15 protein-coding genes are annotated in these 22,652 nt (G+C 40.9%); 8 read left to right on the top strand and 7 right to left on the bottom strand.

Features of this window, described 5'->3' with window-relative positions; translation table 11 throughout:
- Positions 1-2: 2 nt before the first annotated feature.
- The 7 genes from AC19MX_RS00845 (at position 3) to AC19MX_RS00815 (ending at position 9,093) form a co-directional block, all read left to right on the top strand.
- Positions 3-539: a polysaccharide biosynthesis/export family protein gene (locus AC19MX_RS00845; protein ID WP_498296241.1), complete on the top strand. Its 537-nt coding sequence runs from the start codon at positions 3-5 to the stop codon at positions 537-539.
- Positions 540-2,792, top strand: coding sequence for a GumC family protein (locus AC19MX_RS00840; RefSeq protein ID WP_498296239.1), 2,253 nt, complete (start codon positions 540-542; stop codon positions 2,790-2,792).
- Positions 2,789-3,523, top strand: a complete 735-nt coding sequence (locus AC19MX_RS00835) for a tyrosine-protein phosphatase (RefSeq protein WP_498296238.1) — start codon at positions 2,789-2,791, stop codon at positions 3,521-3,523. The genes AC19MX_RS00840 and AC19MX_RS00835 overlap by 4 nt, the downstream gene beginning before the upstream one ends.
- 3 nt (positions 3,524-3,526) lie before the next feature.
- Positions 3,527-4,228: a hypothetical protein gene (locus AC19MX_RS00830; protein WP_498296236.1), complete on the top strand. Its 702-nt coding sequence runs from the start codon at positions 3,527-3,529 to the stop codon at positions 4,226-4,228.
- Complete coding sequence (locus tag AC19MX_RS00825; RefSeq protein ID WP_498296235.1) at positions 4,228-5,583, top strand: O-antigen ligase family protein; 1,356 nt, start codon at positions 4,228-4,230, stop codon at positions 5,581-5,583. The genes AC19MX_RS00830 and AC19MX_RS00825 overlap by 1 nt, the downstream gene beginning before the upstream one ends.
- Positions 5,584-5,993: 410 nt before the next feature.
- The gene (galU, locus tag AC19MX_RS00820; RefSeq protein ID WP_498296234.1) at positions 5,994-6,884 is read left to right on the top strand and encodes a UTP--glucose-1-phosphate uridylyltransferase GalU; all 891 of its coding nucleotides are present in this window, start codon (positions 5,994-5,996) and stop codon (positions 6,882-6,884) included.
- Between the two features lie 1,585 nt (positions 6,885-8,469).
- Positions 8,470-9,093, top strand: coding sequence for a LuxR C-terminal-related transcriptional regulator (locus AC19MX_RS00815; RefSeq protein WP_498296232.1), 624 nt, complete (start codon positions 8,470-8,472; stop codon positions 9,091-9,093).
- Between the two features lie 42 nt (positions 9,094-9,135).
- On the opposite strand, the gene AC19MX_RS00810 is transcribed toward AC19MX_RS00815, so the two are convergent.
- The 7 genes from AC19MX_RS00810 to mnmC1 form a co-directional block, all read right to left on the bottom strand.
- Positions 9,136-10,053, bottom strand: coding sequence for a hypothetical protein (locus AC19MX_RS00810; RefSeq protein ID WP_498296230.1), 918 nt, complete (start codon positions 10,051-10,053; stop codon positions 9,136-9,138).
- On the bottom strand, positions 10,043-12,496 hold the full coding sequence (locus tag AC19MX_RS00805; RefSeq protein WP_498296229.1) for a fimbria/pilus outer membrane usher protein: 2,454 nt from the start codon (positions 12,494-12,496) through the stop codon (positions 10,043-10,045). Before AC19MX_RS00805 ends, AC19MX_RS00810 begins: the two co-directional genes overlap by 11 nt.
- Positions 12,496-13,320: a fimbrial biogenesis chaperone gene (locus AC19MX_RS00800; protein ID WP_498296228.1), complete on the bottom strand. Its 825-nt coding sequence runs from the start codon at positions 13,318-13,320 to the stop codon at positions 12,496-12,498. Before AC19MX_RS00800 ends, AC19MX_RS00805 begins: the two co-directional genes overlap by 1 nt.
- A gap of 19 nt (positions 13,321-13,339) precedes the next feature.
- Positions 13,340-14,074 (bottom strand): fimbrial biogenesis chaperone, encoded by a 735-nt coding sequence (locus AC19MX_RS00795; protein WP_498296227.1) that lies wholly within the window; start codon positions 14,072-14,074, stop codon positions 13,340-13,342.
- Between the two features lie 61 nt (positions 14,075-14,135).
- Positions 14,136-14,633, bottom strand: coding sequence for a hypothetical protein (locus AC19MX_RS00790; protein ID WP_498296225.1), 498 nt, complete (start codon positions 14,631-14,633; stop codon positions 14,136-14,138).
- Positions 14,634-14,729: 96 nt separating this feature from the next.
- The gene (locus AC19MX_RS00785) at positions 14,730-15,245 is read right to left on the bottom strand and encodes a hypothetical protein (protein ID WP_498296224.1); all 516 of its coding nucleotides are present in this window, start codon (positions 15,243-15,245) and stop codon (positions 14,730-14,732) included.
- A gap of 2,203 nt (positions 15,246-17,448) precedes the next feature.
- Entirely contained in the window at positions 17,449-19,554 is a 2,106-nt protein-coding gene (gene mnmC1, locus AC19MX_RS00780; protein ID WP_498296223.1) for an FAD-dependent 5-carboxymethylaminomethyl-2-thiouridine(34) oxidoreductase MnmC1, read from the bottom strand.
- A 132-nt stretch (positions 19,555-19,686) separates the two neighbouring features.
- Here mnmC1 and fabB point away from each other — a divergent pair, with 132 nt between their 5' ends.
- Positions 19,687-20,901, top strand: coding sequence for a beta-ketoacyl-ACP synthase I (gene fabB / locus AC19MX_RS00775; RefSeq protein WP_498296222.1), 1,215 nt, complete (start codon positions 19,687-19,689; stop codon positions 20,899-20,901).
- Positions 20,902-22,652: the final 1,751 nt, after the last annotated feature.

Genomic DNA, 22,652 nt, shown 5'->3' with positions numbered 1-22,652 from the left:
CCATGAAGTATTTAGCAACATTTATGACAGTAGTATTTATGCTGTTATTGGCATTAAAGCCAATAACAGCGAATGCTGAACCACAGAGTTATCGTTTAGGTGCTGGCGATACCATAGTGATTAAAGTCTATGGTGAAGAAGCATTAACCTTAGAAACTCAAGTTACCAATAGCGGTACCATTAATTATCCTTTTTTAGGTTCATTAACATTAATTGGCCTTACCATAAAACAAGTAGAGCAAATTGTGTATAAAGGCTTAAAGGGCGATTATTTTGTTGAGCCGAATGTGTATGTAGGCATGGTTGAATATCGACCGTTTTATATCCATGGAGAGGTTAAGCAACCAGGTGGTTACCCTTATCAACCTGGCATGACTGTGAATCAAGCAATTGCTTTAGCCGGAGGGTTAACTGAACGCGCCTCACAAGATAAAATTGCCATTTCTCGTGAAGGAAGTAAAGTCGATTCTGAACGAGGCACGATAAATAGTGCTATTCAAGCTGGCGATACCATTACCATTGAACAGAGATTTTTTTAAATGATCTTCCAAGAAAGACGACAAAGTGCCTCTCCTAATCCTGTTTCTAATCCATCAGCATTACAAATGGAACAACTTATCGACATTAAAAAGTTGATACAGCCGATATTACGTTTTAAATGGCGTATTTTGACTTTTGCTTTATTAGTCACAGCACTAACAATATTTGTTGTGTTGAGTATGACACCAATTTTTAATGCTAAATCGACTTTACTTATTGAGTCTGAACAAGCTAAAGCGATTAAAATAGATGAAGTCTATGGTATTAATTCTGGGCAGCAAGAATACTATTTAACCCAGTTTGAAATCATTAAATCACGTTCTATCGCTGAGCGTGTGTTTAATGATTTGGAGTTGATTAACCATCCGGTATTTAATCAACCTCCGAGTTGGTTTAGCGAGTTAAAATCGCAATTAAACTTTATACCACAGGAAATTGTAAGTGATAGTCAGGCTAGTCAAGCTATCGCTAAACATCGATTGATAGATGCTTTTTCCGCAAATATTACAGTGTCACCTGTCCGTAAAACTCAACTAGTTAATATTAGTTATGAAAGTGCAGATCCAGTATTAGCAGCTCAAGTAGCCAATACTGTAGGTGACATTTATATTTTAAGCCAACTTGAAGCTAAGTTGGGTATGACCCAAAAAGCAAATACCTGGCTTGGTGGTCGTTTAGAAGATTTACGCTTAAAGCTAGATCAGTCTGAACATAAGCTCGAACAGTTTAAAGTTGAGAATGGCTTAATTGACGTTGAAGGTGTCACAGCGCTTGATGCTAAAGAACTTGAGCGTTTAAGTGACGAAATTACCGTTGCGCGTTCACGCAAAGCACAAGCAGATAGCTTTATGGCGGTAGTGAAACGTTATGGCGCGACAGACATTAGCCGATTGGAAAGTTTACCCGAAGTGACAGCACATTTATCGATCCAAAATGTGAAACGCGAAGTGGTAATGGTTGAACGTAAAGTATCTGAATTACAACAGGTTTATGGACCTAAACACCCTAAGATGATTGCTGCTCAAGCAGAACTTCAGACGGTGCAACAGAATTTACGCAAACAAATCAGTCGTTTAGTGCAGGGTATTGAAGACGAAGCACAAACCGCTGCACAAACGCTACAGGCTCTTGAAGCGCAATTTAGCCAATCAAAAGGTTCATTCCAAAATCTCAGTACTAAAGATACCGAATTTCAGCGATTATTACGTGAAGTTGATACCAACAGACAGTTATTTGACAGCTTTTTATCTCGCCAAAAAGAAACTGAAGTGACTGGCGATTTTGACTCTCCTGTGGCACGTTTTACCGACCGTGCAGTAGTGCCACTACTGCCTGAAAAGCCTAAAAAGAAAGTCATTGTTATTTTAGCCTTTTTGGCCAGTTTAGGTTTTGCCATTGTGTTGGTATTAGTACTTGATGCATTAAATGATACGGTAAAAACCAGTGATGATGTTGAAAAGCTATTATCGCAGCGGGCGCTGGGTTATATCCCTAAAGCCAAAAAAGGCACAAGTTATGATGATATTAACTTCTCTTTTTATGATTCTAATATCCCTTTGCATGCTGAAGCGGTCAGAACGATAAGAACCTCCATGTCGTTAATGGCGATGGGTAGTGAGCTTAATGTCATTGAAGTCACATCATCTAACCCTAATGAAGGCAAAACGACTACATCGATGAACTTAGCCTTTGCCTATGCCACTATGGAGAAGGTGCTTATTATTGATGCTGATTTACGCAAATCGAGTTTAGGTCTGCGTTTTGGTCTACCGACTTACCAGCCTGGGCTTGCCAATGTGTTATCGGGTACTGAAAGTATTCAACATTGTATTGTTAAGGACGTGAAGCCAAATGTTGATGTTATGCCAGCAGGTGCAGTGCCGTTAAATCCACAAGAGTTATTGGCCTCATCTCAATTTGCAGAATTACTCACAGAATTAAAAACACAATACAGTAAAATTATTATTGATACGCCGCCGGTACATGCCGTGAGTGATGCATTAATTATTACTTCGTTATGTGATGCGACAGTATTAGTGGTAAAAGCGGCTCATACTCGCAGTGAAGCCATTAAGTTAACCTTGGCCAAGCTAAATCAAGCCCGTAGTAAAGTATTTGGTGTGGTATTGAACCAATTTAATACTAAAGATGCTGCGCGTTATCAAGGTGATTATGGTTATTATCAAGCCTATGGTGCAGAGTATGCGAGTAAAACGCCTGCTGAAAGCAGCAAGGAAAATACCAAAGCATGATAGATCTGCACTGCCATATTTTGCCTAATATTGATGATGGCGCTAAGTCTATTGACGAGGCGATCAGTTTAGTGAAATTGGCAGCAGAGCAAGGGGTGTCGCGTATGGTCGCGACTCCCCATATCCATTTAGGTATTTTTGATAATAATTTACACACTATTAATGCTGCTTTTGAGTTGTTAACGTCGAAATTAGCATTAACGGATCTGAAAATTGATATTCGTGCTGCTGCAGAAGTAAGAATTTCACCTGAAATTATGTTGTTTATTGAACAACAGCAATTGCCTTTTTTAGGCCAATATCAGCAAAAAAATGTATTATTACTTGAGTTACCCAGCAGCCATGTTCCGCCAGGTACAGATAAATTAATTAGCTGGTTGTTAGCAAAAGACATATTACCCATGATTGCTCATCCCGAGCGAAATAGAGAGTTGCAAAGCCACCCTGATAGAATAAAACCCTTTGTACAAACCGGTTGTTTATTACAGCTGACGGCAGCATCATTGTTAGGTGATATGGGATTATTACCGCAACAAACCAGTGAGTACTTTTTAAAACAAAAATTGTACACCATTGTGGCTTCGGATTGTCATTCTATCAATCGTCGTCCGCCAAAATTGAAGTTAGCCTATGATGAAATTAGTGCTTTGGTTGATGAAGATTATGCCTACTTAATGACGACAGCTACCCCGTATAATATTTCTAATTCACTATTTGAACAGTCGAGATAATTGATGAGTAAAGTGGTTTGGTCAATGAGACGAGCAGGGTATTTTCTGATCATAATAGTGTTAGTAGGTTTATTACCTATATTACTGCAAAAAGGCTTAGCCAATGCTTATCATTTCAAATCTCGATTTTATATTGACCAATGGCAGCAAAACGCAACGCCCACAAAATTACAATATTCCAATGCCTTATTAGCTGCTGATTACGCTTACAACATTGACAGTCAAAACCCTCATTATTTATTAACGTTAGCGAAAGTAATGGAGTGGGGCATTTTTTCAAATTTAGCTCAAGTTAATATTCCTGTTTTTAATCGTTTGTATTTGGATGCAATCGAACAGCGTCCAAATTGGCCAAACGCCTACAGCGATTACGCTTATAATCTAGCTTTTATTCAGCATGATGTTGATCAAGCCTGGCTGTATTTAGATAAAGCATTAGTATATGGCCCTTATACCCCAGAAGTGTTGCATCAAGCCTTGGCAATAGGATTCTCTTCATGGGGATATTTGTCTGTTGAGCAGAAACAGCTGGTATTTGCTGTTGCCCGAAAATCTGTTATGGCAAATTGGCGCATGCGCAATGACTTAAAGCAACTTGCAATGCAGTACCAATTAACCTCGGTGATTTGCACTTATTTGAAATATTCAACTCCAACCTTAAATGCCGTTGATGTGAAGTGGGTTAATAAGGACATGTGCCGTTAATGAACGCCCAACACTCTCAAACCATAAATATGCGCTTATTTGATAAAATCATGATATTGATTATCTGTGCATTAGTGATATGGATGCCAATACCATTGGGTAGCAATCGAATTTGGGCATTAGCTATATTAGAGTTTGCTATTGTCAGCTTAGCGATTGCGCATGTAGCATATTGTTTTAAACATAATAGCCTGTTGTTACGTTATCGATGGCAAAAGCATTTACTCATTGCTCCAAGCTTATTATTAGTTTATTTGTGTTTACAGTTGTTAAATTGGTTCCCTAATATCGATACGGTAGATGCTTACCAAACTGCACAACAACTGTTAAAAACCTTTTGCTTTATCTTGTTTATTCTCCTACTAAGCCAGTATTGCCAGCATCCACAAGCTTTACGATGGTTGTTAATCGCTATTATTCTGTCAGGTTGTTTGCAAGCATTTTACGGCACGCTTTTGAATTTACTACAGTTAGAATCATCACCTATTTTTGGCTATCACGATGGCGACAGAGCAAAAGGGTCATTCGTTTACCAAAACCACTTTGCTAATTATTTAGCGCTTTGTTTGAGTATTGCTTTTGGTTGGCTGTTATCAGAATTAAAAACCACAAAATATGAGTATGATCTAAGGCAACGATTGGTTGATCTGTTATCAACCTTATTTAGTCGGAAACTCATTTTGCGTTTAGCCATTGTTATTATGGTTATTGGCCTAATTTTAAGCCGTTCACGTATGGGCAATGCCGGTTTCTTTACTGCACTAGGTGCTGTGTCGTTATTGTCGATGTTTATTTATCGTCGTCCACCAACTTTATTTAAACCCTTAGTGGTGAGTATCTTTATTTTAGACCTGTTAATTGTCGGTTCTATTTTCGGTGTTGATAAAGTAAAGCAACGTTTGGAAGATACCTCATTTAGCTCCGAGACTCGTGATGAAGTGGTCATTGATAGCATTCCTATTATCCAGGATCATTTGTTTACAGGTACCGGTGGTGGCAGTTTCTACACTATATTCCCACAATATCAGCCTCAGTTTTATTCTGGTTTTTATGACCATGCCCATAATGATTATATTCAGTTTGCTGTTGAGTATGGGGTGGTAGTGACTGGATTATTAGGTTTGTGGGTATTGTACTGTTTATGGTTAGCGTGCCGAACCATGTATTTACGTAATAACAAACTCTATAAAGGCATCGCCTTTGGCTGTGCGATGGCCATAGTGCACATGCTGATCCACTGCACGGTTGACTTTAACTTGCAATCACCTGCTAACACCATGTTATTTCTAACTATTTTAACGTTATGCTGGTTAGTTCGTTATCTACCATCTGACAACCACAAAATCGCAAGATAATCGGAAATAGGTGTTGCTCCACCCGCACGTCATCCCTGAGATCTGTTATCAGGGGTCCAGGTGTTGCTCGTCATTTCGTCATCCTCGAGTGCTCGTATCGGGGATCCACGTGTTTCTTAGATTTAAGGTTCTAGGAGCTCGCAAGCTCGCCTGAGAGCGGACTTCGTCCTTCTAGGTTCTAGGTAAAGCTGACGCTACACTATTGTTTCTTTATCTCATTTGCTCGTCATCCCTGAGTGCTTGTATCAGGGATCCAGGTGTTTCTTTTGACCTTGTTTAACAGCGTAAAAGCCAACACCTGGATTCCGGCTTAAAATCATTGCCGGAACGACGTAGTCGTGGACGGTTCTTGATACTAATTCTTTACCTTTTTATTTTTTGATATTAGCTCACGCTAAATAAGGATATTTATGAAAGTTGTTATACCCGTTGCCGGTTTAGGCACTCGTATGTTGCCTGCAACTAAGGCTATCCCGAAAGAGATGCTGCCTTTGGTCGATAAACCACTCATTCAATACATTGTTGATGAGTGTGTGAGTGCTGGGATTAAAGAGATTGTTTTGGTGACCCATGCCAGTAAAAACGCGATAGAAAACCACTTTGATAAATCATATGAGCTAGAATCAACGCTAGAGAAGCGTGTTAAGCGTCAGTTGTTGCACGAAGTACAAGCCATTTGCCCTAAAAATGTCACGATTATGCATGTACGCCAGGGTGAAGCTAAAGGGCTAGGCCATGCGATTTTATGTGCTAAACCTTGTATTGGTGATAATCCATTTGCAGTGGTATTGCCTGATGTTATTTTAGATTCATACTCTGCTGATCAGCGCACTGAAAACTTAGCATCAATGCTAATTCGTTTTCGTGAATCGCAAGCAAGCCAAATTATGGTCGCGCCAGTACCAGATGATCAGGTTCACAAGTACGGTATTGCTGACTGTGGTGGTGAAACGATTAACCCTGGTGACTCTACTAAGATTTTTAATATGGTTGAGAAACCTGAAACCGGTAAAGCGCCATCGAATTTAGCCGTTGTCGGTCGTTATGTACTATCTTCAAAAATTTGGGACTTATTAGCGCGTACACTTCCAGGTGCTGGTGATGAAATTCAGCTCACTGACGCTATTGATATGTTGATTGAATCAGACACTGTTGAAGCCTTTAACATGACCGGTAAGTCACACGATTGTGGTGACAAACTAGGTTACATGAAAGCCTTTGTTGAATACGGTTTGCGCGACCCTAAACTCGGCGGTGATTTTAAGAAAGAGTTAGCAGGCTTATTAGAAGAATACAGATAACCAAGTCTGTAATTCATTGAGTGATAAGCTTTTCTTCATCCGCTCGTCATCTTTTCGCCGTCATCCCTGAGTGCTTGTATCAGGGATCCAGGTGTTGCTTATCATTTCGTCATCCTCGAGTGCTTTAATCGGGGATCCAGGGGTTCTTTTGACCTTACGTAACAGAGTAAGAGCCAACACCTAGATTCCGGCTCAAAAGCATTGCCGGAACGACGGGGTAGTGAGCGTCATCTGAATACGAATGAGAAATTACGGATTAGTGGGCGTCACGTGAATACGAATGAGTAAATGATGTCGTTTTGCTCCACCCGCTCGTCACCCCAGAGTGCTTGTATCAGGGGGCCAGGTGTTGCTTGTGACCTTACGTAACAGAGTAAGAGCCAACACCTAGATTCCGGCTCAAAAGCATTGCCGGAACGACGGGGTAGTGAGCGTCATCTGAAATACGAATGAGAAATTACGGAGTAGTGAACGTCGTCTGAATATGAATGAGTAAATGATGTCGTTTCGCTCCACCCGCACGTCATCCCTGAGTGCTTGTATCAGGGAGCCAGGTGTTGCTTGTGACCTTACGTAACAGAGTAAGAGCCAACACCTAGATTCCGGCTCAAAAGCATTGCCGGAACGACGTAGTAGTGGACGTCATGTTAATACGAATGAGCCATTACGGAGTAGTGAACGTCGTCTGAATATGAATGAGTAAATGATGTCGTTTCGCTCCACCCGCACGTCATCCCTGAGATCTTCTATCAGGGATCCAGGTGTTGCTTATCGTTTCGTCATCCTCGAGTGCTTTTATCGGGGATCCAGGTGTTTCTTGTGACCTTGCGTAAAAACGTAAAAGCCAACACCTAGATTCCGGCTCAAAAGCATTGCCGGAACGACGGGGTTGTGAGTGTCGTCTGAATACGAATGAGAAATTACGGATTAGTGGGCGTCATATGAATATGATTGAGCAAATGATGTCGTTTTGCTCCACCTGCCAGTCATCTCTGAGTGCTTGTATCAGGGGGCCAGGTGTTTCTTGTTATCTTGTGACCTTGTGTAAAGAGCCAACACCTGGATTCCGGCTTAACGGCATTGCCGGAACGACGTAGTCGTGGGTGTCGTCTGAATACGAATGAGAAAACGACGGAGCTAACACCTGGATTCCGGCTCAAACGCACTGCCGGAACGACGTAGTAGTGGGTGTCATGTGAATACGAATAAGAAAACGACAGAACTAACACCTGGATTCCGGCTTAACAGCATTGCCGGAACGACGTAGTGATTACTTGAAAAATGAAGTAGGGCGTCTCTGTGGTGGAGTGCTAGCAGGTATTGTTGAATTGCTTTAAACCTGTTATTACTTGTTCTCTCCTGAACTCGCAATTAAAGGCTTTTGTTCCTGGAAGCAACATTGTTAGTGTGATGTGCTAATCTTTGAACACATGCTGCAATATGGATTAAGTCAGATTTACGCTTTATTGAAACTTATTTTATTGCGCTATTATTCTGATGGACCACAATTTAGTTTGAGAAATGTTCTGTATTTGATTAAATGAATTACTCATAATAATAAAAAAATGAGACATCGATTATGGTTATGGATACTTTAGTATTACTAGGACAAAATAATATACAGAATCGTATATTTAGTAGTTATATAGAACAAACGTTAAGCCAGCGTGTAATCATTAGCAATGGCTCGGTATTGCAGAACCTCAACAATACTGATAACTACTTAATAATATTAGATATTTCAAGCGTTAGCGATACTGAGGTTGAAGACTGGCAAAGAATATTACACTCTTTGCCAGGCGATACATCTATAATTCTACTCAATGTAGATGATATCCATGACAAGGACAATATTTTACTTTGGCCTAATTGTGTTGGGATTTTTGCAGCCGAAACGTCTTTAGATGAGTTCATTTTGGGGATGAAAAAAGTGCTCAAAGGTGAGTATTGGCTCCCAAGAACGCTGATGGCTGAGTTGTTACAACATTACCGAGCCGATGTTAAACCAACTGACGATTCTAAGATGTTACTCACATCAAGAGAGCATGACGTATTAGCCTTGTTACCTACTTGCAAATCCAACATCGAAATGGCAGATGCGCTTTTTGTTAGTGAGCATACTATTAAGTCTCATTTGTATAAGATATTTAAAAAAATCAATGTTAAAAATAGGCTACAAGCGATGACCTGGATTAAAGAAAATCTTTAACCTGTCATTGGCGCTTCTATAACCTAGCATTATCCATCCTCATCACTCATTACTTATCCCATTGGGGGTAATGTAAATGTGCACCTCATCGGTATACTTCCCTCCTGGTTTCTTCTCTGTATTTCCCACGACTATTTTTAATGGCATTCTATCGCCATTTATCCCCGTCGAATGACCTGAGTAATATTGTGTTGAATGATTGTTTAGATCAATTTCATTGCTGTTAAGCGTTAACTGATATGCAATATCCCATTGGGGCGATTGATTGTTATGACGCAAGTGTCCTTTGTTGACCGAGTCGAATGACAATGAGTAGCCCGAGGTGCTTTTAACGAGTAAGTTGGGCGATAGATCAACGACTTTACCCGTTGTTAATTCTCCTAGGTCAAGATGATAATTATTGTCTGCAAGACCATAAAAACTGATTTTTACGGCACTGTCTATATTGGTTGAGACAGCTTGTGTTATTTCATCTATGACATTGGTCGCTGATAAACTAGGTAATAATTTTGCTTCGAGTAAAGCATCATATTGGCCTTGAGGAGCAAATTGCTTGCCAGGGAAACGTAACTGAAATCTAAAAGTGTCCTTATTGGGCGTAACTTGTCCATACCAATTGTTATGTTGTACCCCGCTAATGGAAGATTGTGGGTATGGTTCAAAGACTAATGCCTGGTTATTCAATGAAACCATTTGACGTGTTGTGTCAAATGTCGACACCGCCACATAGAATGCACATTCTTCTGGATTCGATTCGAGACTAAACGTGGTCTTAACCTCATATTGCTGCGTTAATGCAAAAGCTTCAGTTGAGAAGACGTCATAGGCTCTAGCATTACTATTGATGAGATTGATTGATTGCAGTTTTGCTTCGCATGAGTACACCGTAGAGGTTAAAAATGACAACATCATTGCACCAACACCCAGTAAAACGCATTTATTTAGTTTTTTATTCAACATATATAGCCCCTAAGCGTAATAATGTATCGCTATCATCCTGGACGGTTATCGTAAATTTTCTTACTGTTTCAGTATTTAATTCAATTGTATAAGTGCCTGGTTTTATGCCTGATATGGCGAATCTACCCGTGCGATTAGTAAAGAATAGCAGCGGTTCAAATTGCTTCGCATCATTGAGCACCGCTTTACCAGAAATTAATGAGATAGGCTCTTTAGAGTGTTTATCGACCAGCGTGCCTATTACAGTAATGGACGCATTCGAACCTATTTGTAAATTGTAACCTTGGGCGTAGCCTGGTGAGAGCATGAAGACGCCGGCACCTAAATCATAGCCAATGGGAAGATTATCAACTTCGTAGTTTAATACTTGTTCGTTATAGGCTGCCAAATCTGGAATGAGCATTGGACCAAGATTGTCACTATAAACTCTGGCACCAGAAATCGTCGGTGATATTTCAGCATAGTTATCATTAATACTGGCGTGCTGTTTAATAATAGCGAAGCTTTCTCTAATGGGTCTTCCTATTGCAAAACTATTACCAGAAAAAGCAATACCTGATGATGCCCTTATCTGACTATAATGATTATTAGTGTCATTTGAAAAATCTGTATACCTAGTTGTATGTTGAGCATTTAATACAAAGCGATTGGCGTCGTAATCTATACCAGCATCAATATCCATATCTGAATCTTCTGCATGGCTTGCGCCTGCAAACATAGATATTCCTCCGCTGTTGCCTATATTTTTTCTATAATTGTATTCAGAGCTTATTGCTTTTTTATCGCTTTGATAACTTGATATCACTCTAGCGTCTAAGCCAAGTGGCCAACTTAACGTGAATAGACCTGATAAGTCTGATTTATTATTCAAAAATTGTTTATGTCCTAATCTAAAACTCCAATTAGCCTTCGTGTCAAAAAGTTGGCCTGATACAGAAGGACTGACGATCCAATAACGCTTATCGTAATCATAACTATGTACATAACTTGTACTTAATGATGCTCTGAAGTTGGAATCAAAGTTATAACTTAATCGTGTAGAGATAAAATGTTGATTGATATTAATTGGCTCATTCGTAGTTATGAGTGTGTCATTTCTTGCGCCAATAAAAAACCGAGAATAATAATCGTAATAAACATTGAATTCCAATGGGCTACTTTTTTCAACTAATCCCATTAAGTCGTAACCAAGACTAAAAGCGGCTCCTTTACCTAGGATATTGCTATCACTGTAGTTGGATTTTACATCAAACAACCCTATGCCAGTGGCAAATAAGTTTCGTAAACCAACTTGATAACTGGATTGACTAAACTGAAAGTTAACACCTAGAGTATAAGAAGTATTTATGCCGTACTCGAATTTTGCATTGATAACATATTCATCAAAATCATATTCAGGCTCGTTATCTGTTACATTACTTTTAAATCCACCATTAATATTATACTCAAATTCACTTTCTTTTAGTAAATCCATACCTGTGGCTATTGAAAAGTTTACTCGTTCTTCTTGCCCATTAGAATCGGTAATAATTAGCTCAAGATCACTTAGACCGTCAGACAAAGGGATATCTTGTAAATCATATGATCCAGCGCCTAGTGTGAGTCTTTGGACCACAACGCCATCTACCATGACATCTACCGTTGAAGACCGCTGTAATGTAAATTGTCTTGAAGCCGTAGGCCTTACATTTTTAGTTGGGATAACGGCGAAATCTCTACTAATTTGTAATCCTAAAATGTCCCCACCATCTTGAAAGGTCGCGCCATTATAATAATAGTCACCTAGGGTAATACGTGTTCCTTGCGCTGGCAGATCGATGTTAACTCTTGACCCCTGGCGAGCATAAAAATTTTCTTGATTTTGATTGTCGCTATAGATGGATTCATATTCTAAAACAATATTGCTATAATTAAGTGCTGAATTTAACGTATAGTTTTTATCATAAAAAACATCATTTTGTGGTGAGTTGCTCTCACTTCTTGATACTGCCCCAGATAAATTCATGTATCCATTAACTTTACTTGGCTCTATATAAGTTCGATTGTTTTTTTCTCTATCAAAATCAATTGTGCCCATTTTTAAGCTGTTTTTATCTGGTGTGAGTACCAATTCCAGGCTCGCCATGTCGAATGTTAATGTGACACCGAGTTGAGCAAAGTCAGTGTCACTTATGAATCCGTCTTTTTTTAGTGCTGTTAATTTGGATAAAATATCATCGCTTAACGTGTTTTTTAACAACTCTATCGTGGGTTCCGCTGACATTTTAATTGTTTGTTCTTTAGTGATTGTTATTTCTACATCACCGATAATGCTATCGTTAAGCCTTAACAAACTCATAATAGTAAAATCTCTACCATAGGGATTTATTAACTCTTCGGATTGCACGGTATTGCCGATAATCATGGATGTAATGAAAAAAATGAAAAACAGCTTAGTTTTCATTATTTTTTCTCGGCGTTAATAATGAATGAGTCTCCCTCATGCCAATCACTGCCCATTGGTATTGTGATTTTTCGTATTGAGTGTGGTGGGAAAAAAGTGTCGCTCATACTGTTATTAGTAGGTTCAGATAGTTTAGTAAGGTTTTTATTAGTCTCGTTTATTTTTACTATCTGATTTGTCTTTAAATAATGATAGCTATTGCCATTGTTTTTAACATCAACGCTTATTATGTTCTGCTGCTTATTTGTTGTTAGTGTGTCGGGTAAAAGAGATAAACTTGCTGTTAACCCAACAGAGCTGACGTGCACCACAGTATTAAAATGCACAAAAATTTTAACGCCACTTTCATCTGATAACGATTCTAATGGCTGCGTAATGTGTGGCTGGCTGAAACGAATAAAATAACTTTTAGACAAAGGGATATTTTTATCACCATTCCACTGAACTCTTATTGCTTTTGCTTCTCCGGCCTCTAGCATCATTGCTGGTGGAAAAACCAATAAGTCCCTATCATTTTCTATAGGCGTTAAGCTAAAAAGTGGTTTACTATTTTGGGGGTTGAATATAAGTTCATTGATACTTATTTCTACAGGGACACGAGTGTTTGATGTATTTCTGACTAATATTTGTTGATAGCTTGGTTTGGCGTCTGTTTTTAATTCAACGGTTAATGGTGATATTTCTAATGCGGATGCAGTGAAGCTAATGGATATAACACAAAAATTCACTATTATCGTGACTAAGGCATTGACTGTTTTTGCCACTAAAAAATCAGCTAATGTATTGACTTTATTTATGCAGCCTTCAATGTTTATGTTGTCCATAACTTTTCCAAATTAATCGTTATTTTTTTTGATTCCAAAATATTTCAATTTTTGTTTTACTCATATCTAGACCCTCAACTTGTTTTACCTTAAATACCCTGGATGCATTGGGTAAGATTAGTTTTCCATCAACAAATTGGCTAATGTTTTTACGATTTAAACGAGTTGAATTTATTCCGTCGGATAAGAGCCATTCTGTTTCTGTGACTTTCGCAAATCGATTACCACTGTTGATGACTTCTAATGTCCATTCATCGCCTTCTTTTTGCAATGTAGTGGTTTGTAATTTAGCCTGAGCATTTAAGGGTACAACATTGAGTAATGTATTGAAGTTAAACGCCAGTGAGACCTCAGAATTACTTTGATCAGCTAACTCGACTGACATCTGATTGACTTCAATCGAATAAATTTGAGACTGGGTGAGCTGCGGCTCACCTAAATAGCGAACCATAATAGTTTGCGTTTTACCTGGTTGTATAACTGCAGTCATCGGAATGACTAATAAGTCATCGTCAGCAGGAGTGAGTGTATTATTACCAAATTTATCTTGGGATACTTTTTTTGGTAAAAACTCTAAGGTAAGAGGAAATGAATCTGTGTTTTCAACTCTCAATGAATATTGTGAGTTCTTTCCTGTAGGCTCAATTTCAGCAGACATAGGCTGAACCTGGTAAGCCTGAGTTGTAAAACTTAAAAATAAAATACTTAAAGTAACCCATTGGCTTATTATTTTTCTTAACATTAACTTATCCATAAGCTATATTTTCCTTAGCTAAAAATGCGAGGGGGAGAGTGCCCTCGCATTTTATTTTAAATTATATTGCAGAAATTTGAATAGTTAACTTGTCATAATATCCACCAGCCCATGCTCCTGAGGACGTAGAACCACTGGTTGGTGCAACAACTAGAGTTGCTGTTGTACCATTAAGCAGAGCTGAACCAGCATAAGCTTTTGATACGCTTTTATCGTTACTTCCAGTCGCACCATTATTAGATAAATCCAATACAAGTGGTGCCAAACTACCAGGTGTTAACGTTGCAATATATGGAATGACTAAATCTTCAGAGTCAGTACCTTGTAAACCACCCTCACTACTTGTCATAGTTACAGTAGCACCGTCGAAGTCATTACAGGTAAGATTAATGCCATTAATCGTACCACTGGCGCCCCCAGCTAATGAATTGATAGCAGTGCTCGAAGAGCTTATAGAGCATACAGTTGCGACATTACCGCTAAGATCGATATCCACAGCGCTTGCTGAACCAACAAATAGTGTTGCGATAGACATTGCTGCTAAAGTAAATTTTTTCATGATAAAACTCCATTTTATTCTAGATTATTACTGCATAATGACACCGGTTCATTGTTATTAATTAACGGTGGTTTTCTTCTTGTAAAACAAGAATTCTTAGTTTTCGTTATTTACGAAATTTGGATATACATCAATATGTAATGTATCTTTGTATTCTCCTGAATATGTAAAATCATCTTTTAGATTTAAGGTTAATGTCCCTACTGTATTAAAAGGGATGTTGTTACCTGTATTAAACCTTTGCTCTGTAATCATTTCTGATGCATTTTTTTTAACTACAAAGTTGAGTGATTGAAATGCTACTTCAATACTGTAATCAACTAGTATGCTATTATCTCGATGCTCTTTTAACTTTAATCCACCAGAGTCTGACCTAATCGCTAAAGACATCTTTTGGTTACAGTCGACTTGTAAGTTTGCTGAATGTGTTTTTACATGGCTAAAGTCAAATGATGTCGCTGCTAAGGCTTCTATAATGCATTTGTCTTTTATTTCCCCAGTTAAATAAAGTGTCAGCGAGTCGTTTGCTTGAACGCCTTGAACGCTTAATATCAGGCCGAGAGTTATATACATAAATATTGAGGACAATTTGAGCTTAATAAATTGCCACATTCTATCCTCCATGACTCAAGTGTTATTTTAGTTTTGTTTTTTGTGACTTATCACTGAGTTTTAACTGTGAATAACTTTCGACAGGGAAGAGATTAATTTAAAATTTTTATTAAAAAGGTTGATTTAAGGTATGAATTTTAAAGCTGGCTAGTTAGATAAAGGATTTTTTCCTCAAATTGTTGTGAATGTCGCTTGGTTTGATAGTGCACCATTAATGATAGGAAGTCGTAGGCTTTTGCTATACTTTTTTATAATGTGGTTAAGTTATGTTAAAAGTGATTTAGATTTAGTGATGTTGATGTAAACGTCTTGTAATCAATGGTTTAGTGTTTTTGTTTTGTCTTTTTTGTAAATAATTAGTCTATTCGTATATTTTTTTGCTCATCACGATTGTTGAGTGAAGTATGGCGTAACCTATATTTTTTCAATAAAGTATGATCATACTTTGTGGTTTTTGTATGAATTATAGTAATACTTATTAGTGATTTTAGTATGGTTAAAACTGTTCTCGACAGCCGTTTTTTTGTACATTTATTGTTGTTTTTCTCAGTCTGAGGCTCATAAATTTGAAATCACGAGCTTTGATTTTGTCTTTATCGTCATTCCTACTCAATATTTCTTAGGTTCGAGGCTCTAGATTTAGTCCCACCTGCACTGAATATGAATGAGCAAATGAGGTAGCTTGACCTCACCCGCCCGTCACCCTTGAGATCAGTTATCAGTGAAACAGGTGTTACTCCATCATCTCGTCATCCCTGAGATCTCTTATCAGGGATCCAGGTGTTTCTTAGATTTAAGGTTCTAGGAGCTCGCAAGCTCGCCAAGCGCGGACTTCGTCCTTCTAGGTGCTAGGTAAAGCTTGGCCTCACCCGCACGTCATCCCTGAGTGCTTGTATCAGGGATCCAGGTGTTGCTGTTGACCTTGTGTAAGTGCGTAAAAACCAACACCTGGATTCCGGCTCAACAACATTGCCGGAACGACGAAGTGGGTGGTGTTGCTTGTGACCTTACGTAACAGAGTAAGAGCCAACACCTGGATTCCGGCTCAACAGCATTGCCGGAACGACGTAGTAGTGGGCGTCATCTGAGTACGAATGAGAAATTACGGATTAGTGGGCGTCATCTGAGTACGAATGAGAAATTACGGATTAGCGGGCGTCACGTGAATACGAATGAGCAAATGATGTAGTTGGCTTCACCCGCCCGTCATCCCTGAGATCTTTTATCAGGGATCCAGGTGTTTCTTAGATTTAAGGTTCTAGGAGCTCGCAAGCTCGCCTGAGAGTTCTAGGTTCTGGTTCATCAGCACGTCATCCCTGAGATCTGTTATCAGGGATCCAGGTGTTGCTTGTGACCTTACGTAACAGAGTAAGAGCCAACACCTGGATTCCGGCTCAACAACATTGCCGGAACGACGGGGTAGTGAGCGTCATCTGAATACGAATGAGCAAATGATGTCGTTTCGCTCCACCCGCACGTCATCCCTGAGTGCTTGTATCAGGGATCCAGGTGTTGCTTGTGACCTTACGTACCAGAGTAAGAGCCAACACCTGGATTCCGGCTTAACAGCATTGCCGGAACGACGGGGTAGTGAGCGTCATCTGAATACGAATGAGTAAATGATGTCGTTTCGCTCCACCCGCCCGTCATCCCTGAGATTTGTTATCAGGGATCCAGATGTTGCTTGTGACCTTACGTACCAGAGTAAGAGCCAACACCTGGATTCCGGCTTAACAGCATTGCCGGAACGACGGGGTAGTGAGCGTCATCTGAATACGAATGAGAAATTACGGATTAGTGGGCGTCACGTGAATACGAATGAGTAAATGATGTCGTATTGCTCCACCTGCCCGTCATCCCTGAGATCTGTTATCGGGGATCCAGGTGTTTCTTTTGACTTTGTGTAAAAGCTTAAAATCCAACACCTGGATTCCGGCTAAAAAGCATTGCCGGAATGACGGACTGTAAACCTGGATTCCGGCTTAACAGCATTGCCGGAATGACGGACTGTACACCTGGATTCCGGCTCAAAAGCATTGCCGTAATGACGGACTGTACACCTACGTTACGGCTCAACATCATTGCCGGAACGACGTACGAAAAACCGTAAGCGCAGCGTTCTGTATACCGTTATCTAGTCACTAGAAGGACGGAGTCCGCTCTCAGGCGAGCTTGCGAGTTCCTAGAATCTCGGTCCTAAAACTCACATCAATGCTTTGCCTTTTAGCAATTTGCGCAGCCACATTCTATTGGGGCTGAGCAATGCTTGTAACTCCAGGTTGAGTGGTGACAGCTCGCCGCAGAGGTTTGCGGCGAGGCATTCTGCTACCAGTGGGCCTGAGCTTAGGCCGCGTGAGCCTAGGCCGCCTAAAACATATAAGCCGTCATGAATTGGTGCTGGTGTGGTTTGCCAGTAACGTTGCCATTGGCTAGGTTTGTCTTTTGATTGTTGCTGCAGGGCGTATCGATTAAATAACTCTTCAACATCAGTTGCGCATCCCATTACTGGGAAGTGGTCGCGACTGACCATCCTCACGCCGACTCTGGCGTCATTGTTTGAAACATCAATATCGTTAGGCCAGTTTGAATTGGGGAAGCTTTGCTTCATCTTCAAGCTATTTTCGTGCTGTTCTTGTGGGCAAAATGCTAAGTGTTTAGGGTCTTTAACATAACTGGCGCCGACACAGTGTAATTGATAATGTTGCGGGGTTAAGTATCCATTGGCACAAATGACGGTAGAGAGTTGTGCCAATTCTCCTTGTGCAGGGACATGGCTCACCTGGCCTCTAAATCCGGTGATTTGAAGTTGTTTGGTTTGTGGGTAATCGGTAAGTTGTGCACCAGAAGCGACTACTAATTGTTGATGTGTTGCGATGGGTAATTCGGCGTCATCGGTAAACAGTTGCCAACCTTGCGGGCTCGTTGCAATCTTCTTTATATGACTATTATAGACAACCGTTACGCTAGCTAGCGTTTGTGCTTTGGCGATTGCTGCTTGTGCAAATTCAAACGGGCAAGCCCAGCCACCAAGTGGATAATAAAAGCCTGATTTGTCGATATCGAGATTGGCGAGCTTGCTCGCGTGTTTGCTATCGACCGCTAACGCGATTTCGGCTGGCCAGTCTTGACCGTCGATGATTTTGGTTAATCTGGTTTCACTGCGTTCATCAAAACCTGTGTGTAATACACCGCACCATTGATGGCCAATAGTAAAGCCATCACTCACTAACGACTCAATTTGGCGGCGACTGAATAAAAACGCTTGTTGGAAAAACTGACTTAATGGCCCGTTCTCGGGTGTGAGTAATGGGTAAATCGCGCCTTGCTTATTACCCGATGCGCCTTGACCTAATTGCGCGTCTTTGCAGTAAATTATACTGTTTTTACCGCGTTGTGCCAGTGACAACGCAAGGCTGGCGGCGGCAATACCACCACCGATAATGGCAATAGGGTGGTTGTCGTTAAAGTGCTTGGGTGTTGGGTTATAGGCAAACTGTTGATTAAGTTGGTGGCTTAATGCCTGGCGCTCTGCAATGGCGATGTCATCAATCGGGTTTTGTGCTATTTGCGTATGGGCTGAGCGAGGATTAAATCCACATTGACTGAGTTGTTTGCTTATTGCTTGTATCGCTGTGTCTGTGAGTGGCGTTTTTGGCGCAACATAAAAACTCGCATCATCAAGACTTAGTCGACCGCATTGCCATAAAACGGCTGAGTTGAAATAGTGATCCTTACGGCTTGATTGACTCGTATCGGGTAGCGCAAGCCAATGCTGAATTTTTTGTGATTCTGGCGTTGCAATGGTTTTTAATTGCTTGAGTGGGTCGCCATAATATACATCGACAGTAAGGCGTGTATGATTAAGTGTGAAACGCTGGCAACCATTAATCGCTGCAAGTTGTGTATTTAGCAGTGCCTGAGCATGAACCGCTAATGGATTGCCTGGGCTGAGTAACCCTTGCTGTGACCATATTTGTTCAAGCTGCTGACGATTGATAGGTTGTTGTGCAAATACAATAAGATGCACTCGATTTGTGGTATTGTTTTGCTGATACTGATTTTTATGCTCGATTGCAGCTTGTAGTAAGAGGATTTCATGGCCATCGGCAAAGCCAAATTGTCCGAGGGTGAGTAAATGAGTGTGTTTATTTGCACTGTGTTGAGCGTCACTGGTTTGCAATACTTTATCGATATACTGCTGTACAGATTGATAATATTGATTGTCAGCGTCGCTATTATTACCCAACAATGGGCTTTTATGCAGAGGTTGTTGGGTGTCAGATGCAGATAAAAAAGTGCTTTTACTCAAAATATTTTACTCAGGCCACATAACTTGGCATTATTTTACCTGCGTTTATGGAAAGCTGACCACTTAATTGCTTCAAAGCAGCTATGATTGCCGCAATTAAGTACCGACATGTACCAAATGGATAGCAAAAAAATGAAAAGAGTCGTGATCACCGGAATGGGTGTTGTTTCAAGTATCGGTAATAACAAGCAAGAAGTGACCGAGTCACTTAAAGCAGGTCGTAGCGGTATTACCCACTCTGCACAGTTTGAAGAAATGCAACTACGCAGCACAGTTTGGGGTGATATTAAATTGAACCCTGCTGACCATATTGATCGTAAAGCATTGCGCTTTATGGGCGATGCAGCTGCTTATGCTTATATTGCCATGCAAGAAGCGATTGCTGATGCTAATTTGACTGAAGAACAATATTCTAATTTCCGTGTTGGCCTTGTCGCTGGTACGGGTGGTGCGTCGTCTAAAAACCAGGTTCAAGCAGCTGATACGTTACGTGAAAAAGGCGTTAAACGTGTTGGGCCGTATATAGTGCCACGTATTATGGCCAGTACTGCGAGTGCTTGTTTGGCTACACCATTCAAAATTAAGGGCGTGAACTATTCAATTAGTTCAGCTTGTGCAACATCAGCACATTGTATTGGCCACGCTGTTGAACTTATCCAAATGGGTAAGCAAGATATGGTTTTTGCTGGCGGTGCTGAAGAAGTTGATTGGACGTTAACCATGGGCTTTGATGCAATGGGTGCGTTGTCGACTAAATACAATGCCACTCCAGAAAAAGCGTCACGTACCTATGATGCTGACCGTGATGGTTTTGTGATTTCGGGTGGCGGCGGAATCGTTGTTGTTGAAGAATTAGAGCATGCACTGGCACGTGGTGCGAAAATTTATGCCGAAATCATTGGTTACGGTGCGACATCTGATGGTTACGACATGGTTGCTCCGTCTGGCGAAGGTGCTGTACGTTGTATGCAAATGGCTCTTGCCGATGTTGATGCGCCAATTGATTATATTAACACTCATGGTACCTCAACGCCTGTGGGTGACATGCGTGAGCTTGAAGCGTTACGTGAAGTGTTTGGCGACAACATGCCTGCCATTGCGTCTACCAAGTCATTAACCGGTCACGCCTTAGGTGCAGCAGGTGTTCATGAAGCGATTTATAGCATGATCATGATGGAAGACAGCTTTATTGCCCCAAGCATTAACATCGATAACCTTGATGAAAAAGCCGCTGGCATGCCAGTGGTACAAGAAATGCGTAAGGCAGACTTAAACACCATCATGAGCAACAGCTTCGGTTTTGGTGGCACTAACGCAACATTAGTAATGCGTAAGTACAAATCATAATATGCACTAGCAGCCTCGTCTGCTAAGCACTTAAGAAAGCCAGCATTGGAAACAACGCTGGCTTTCTTGTTTTTGGTTTTGGTTTTTGGTTTTTGGTTTTTCGTTTACTTCGTTCCGGCAACGGTGTTGAGCCGGAATCCAGGTGTTTAGTTTGTCATTCCGGCAATGCTTTTAAGCCGGAACCCAGGTGTTGCACTCATTCATCTTTAGTTGATGCCCACTACTACGTCGTTCCGGCAACGATTTTAAGCCGGAATCCAGGTGTTGCTTTATGCTTCTACACAAGGTCAAAGGAAACACCTGGATCCCTGATACAAGCACTCAGGGATGACGAGCGGGTGAGGCCAAGCTTTACCTAGAACCTAGAAGGACGACGTCCGCACTTGGCGAGCTTGCGAGCTCCTAGAACCTTAAATCTAAGAAACACCTGGATCCCTGATACAAGCACTCAGGGATGACGAACGGGTGGGGCAAAAGTTTTTGTACTTCGACATTCCTGCAACGGCCACTACTACGTCATTTGCTCATTCGTATTCAGATGATGTCCACTACTACGTCGTGTGCTCATTCATATTCAGTTGATGCCCACTACTCCGTCGTTCCGGCAATGCTGTTGAGCCGGAATCCAGGTGTTGTTTTATGCTTTTACACAAGGTCAACAGCAACACCTAGATCCCTGATACAAGCACTCAGAGATGACGAACGGGTGGGGCAAAAGCTTTTGTACTTCGACATACCTGCAACGGCCACTACTACGTCATTTGCTCATTCGTATTCAGTTGACGCCCACTATTACATCTTGTTCTCATTCGTATTCAGATGATGTCCACTACTACGTCGTTCCGGCAACGCTGTTTAGCCGGAATCCAGGTGTTGCTTTTACGCTTCTACACAAGGTCAACAGCAACACCTGGATCCCTGATACAAACACTCAGGGATGACGAACGGGTGGGGCATTCAAATAGCGCCCACTACTACGTCGTTCCGGCAATGATTTTAAGCCGGAATCCAGGTGCTGCTTTTCCGCTTTAACACAAGGTCAACAGCAACACCTGGATCCCTGATACAAGCACTCAGGGATGACGTGCGAAAAATGACGGACTAAGAGTTTAAAGCATTGGTTTTTCCTACGTCGTTCCGGCAATGATTTTAAGCCGGAATCCAGGTGTTGCTTTTATGCTTCTACACAAGATCAACAGAAACACCTGGATCCCTGATACAAGCACTCAGGGATGACGGGCGAAAAATGACGGACTAAGAGTTTAGAGCATTGATTTTTCCTACGTCGTTCCGGCAATGCTGTTGAGCCGGAATCCAGGTGTTGGTTTTCCGCTTCTACACAAGGTCAACAGCAACACCTGGATCCCTGATACAAGCACTCAGGGATGACGTGCGAGTGGGGCCAAGCTTTACCTAGAACCTAGAAGGACGAAGTCCGCGCTTGGCGAGCTTGTGAGCTCCTAGAACCTTAAATCTAAGAAACACCTGGATCCCTGATACAAGCATTCAGGGATGACGAACGGTGAGGCCAAGCTTTACCTAGAACCTAGAAGGACGAAGTCCGCGCTTGGCGAGCTTGCGAGCTCCTAGAACCTTAAATCTAAGAAACACCTGGATCCCTGATACAAGCATTCAGGGATGACGAACGGTGGGGCAACACCTAGCACCTAGCACCTAATCCCTCTAGCCTGTAAGTGAAGCGTTCAAGCCTGACAGTTTTTCTCGTCCAATTTATGGCTTTGGTATAAGAT

This window comes from Shewanella sp. MF05956, from assembly GCF_059758055.1.
The sequence above is the reverse complement of the archived record's forward strand: the minus strand, read 5'-3'. Positions and strand labels throughout refer to the sequence as shown.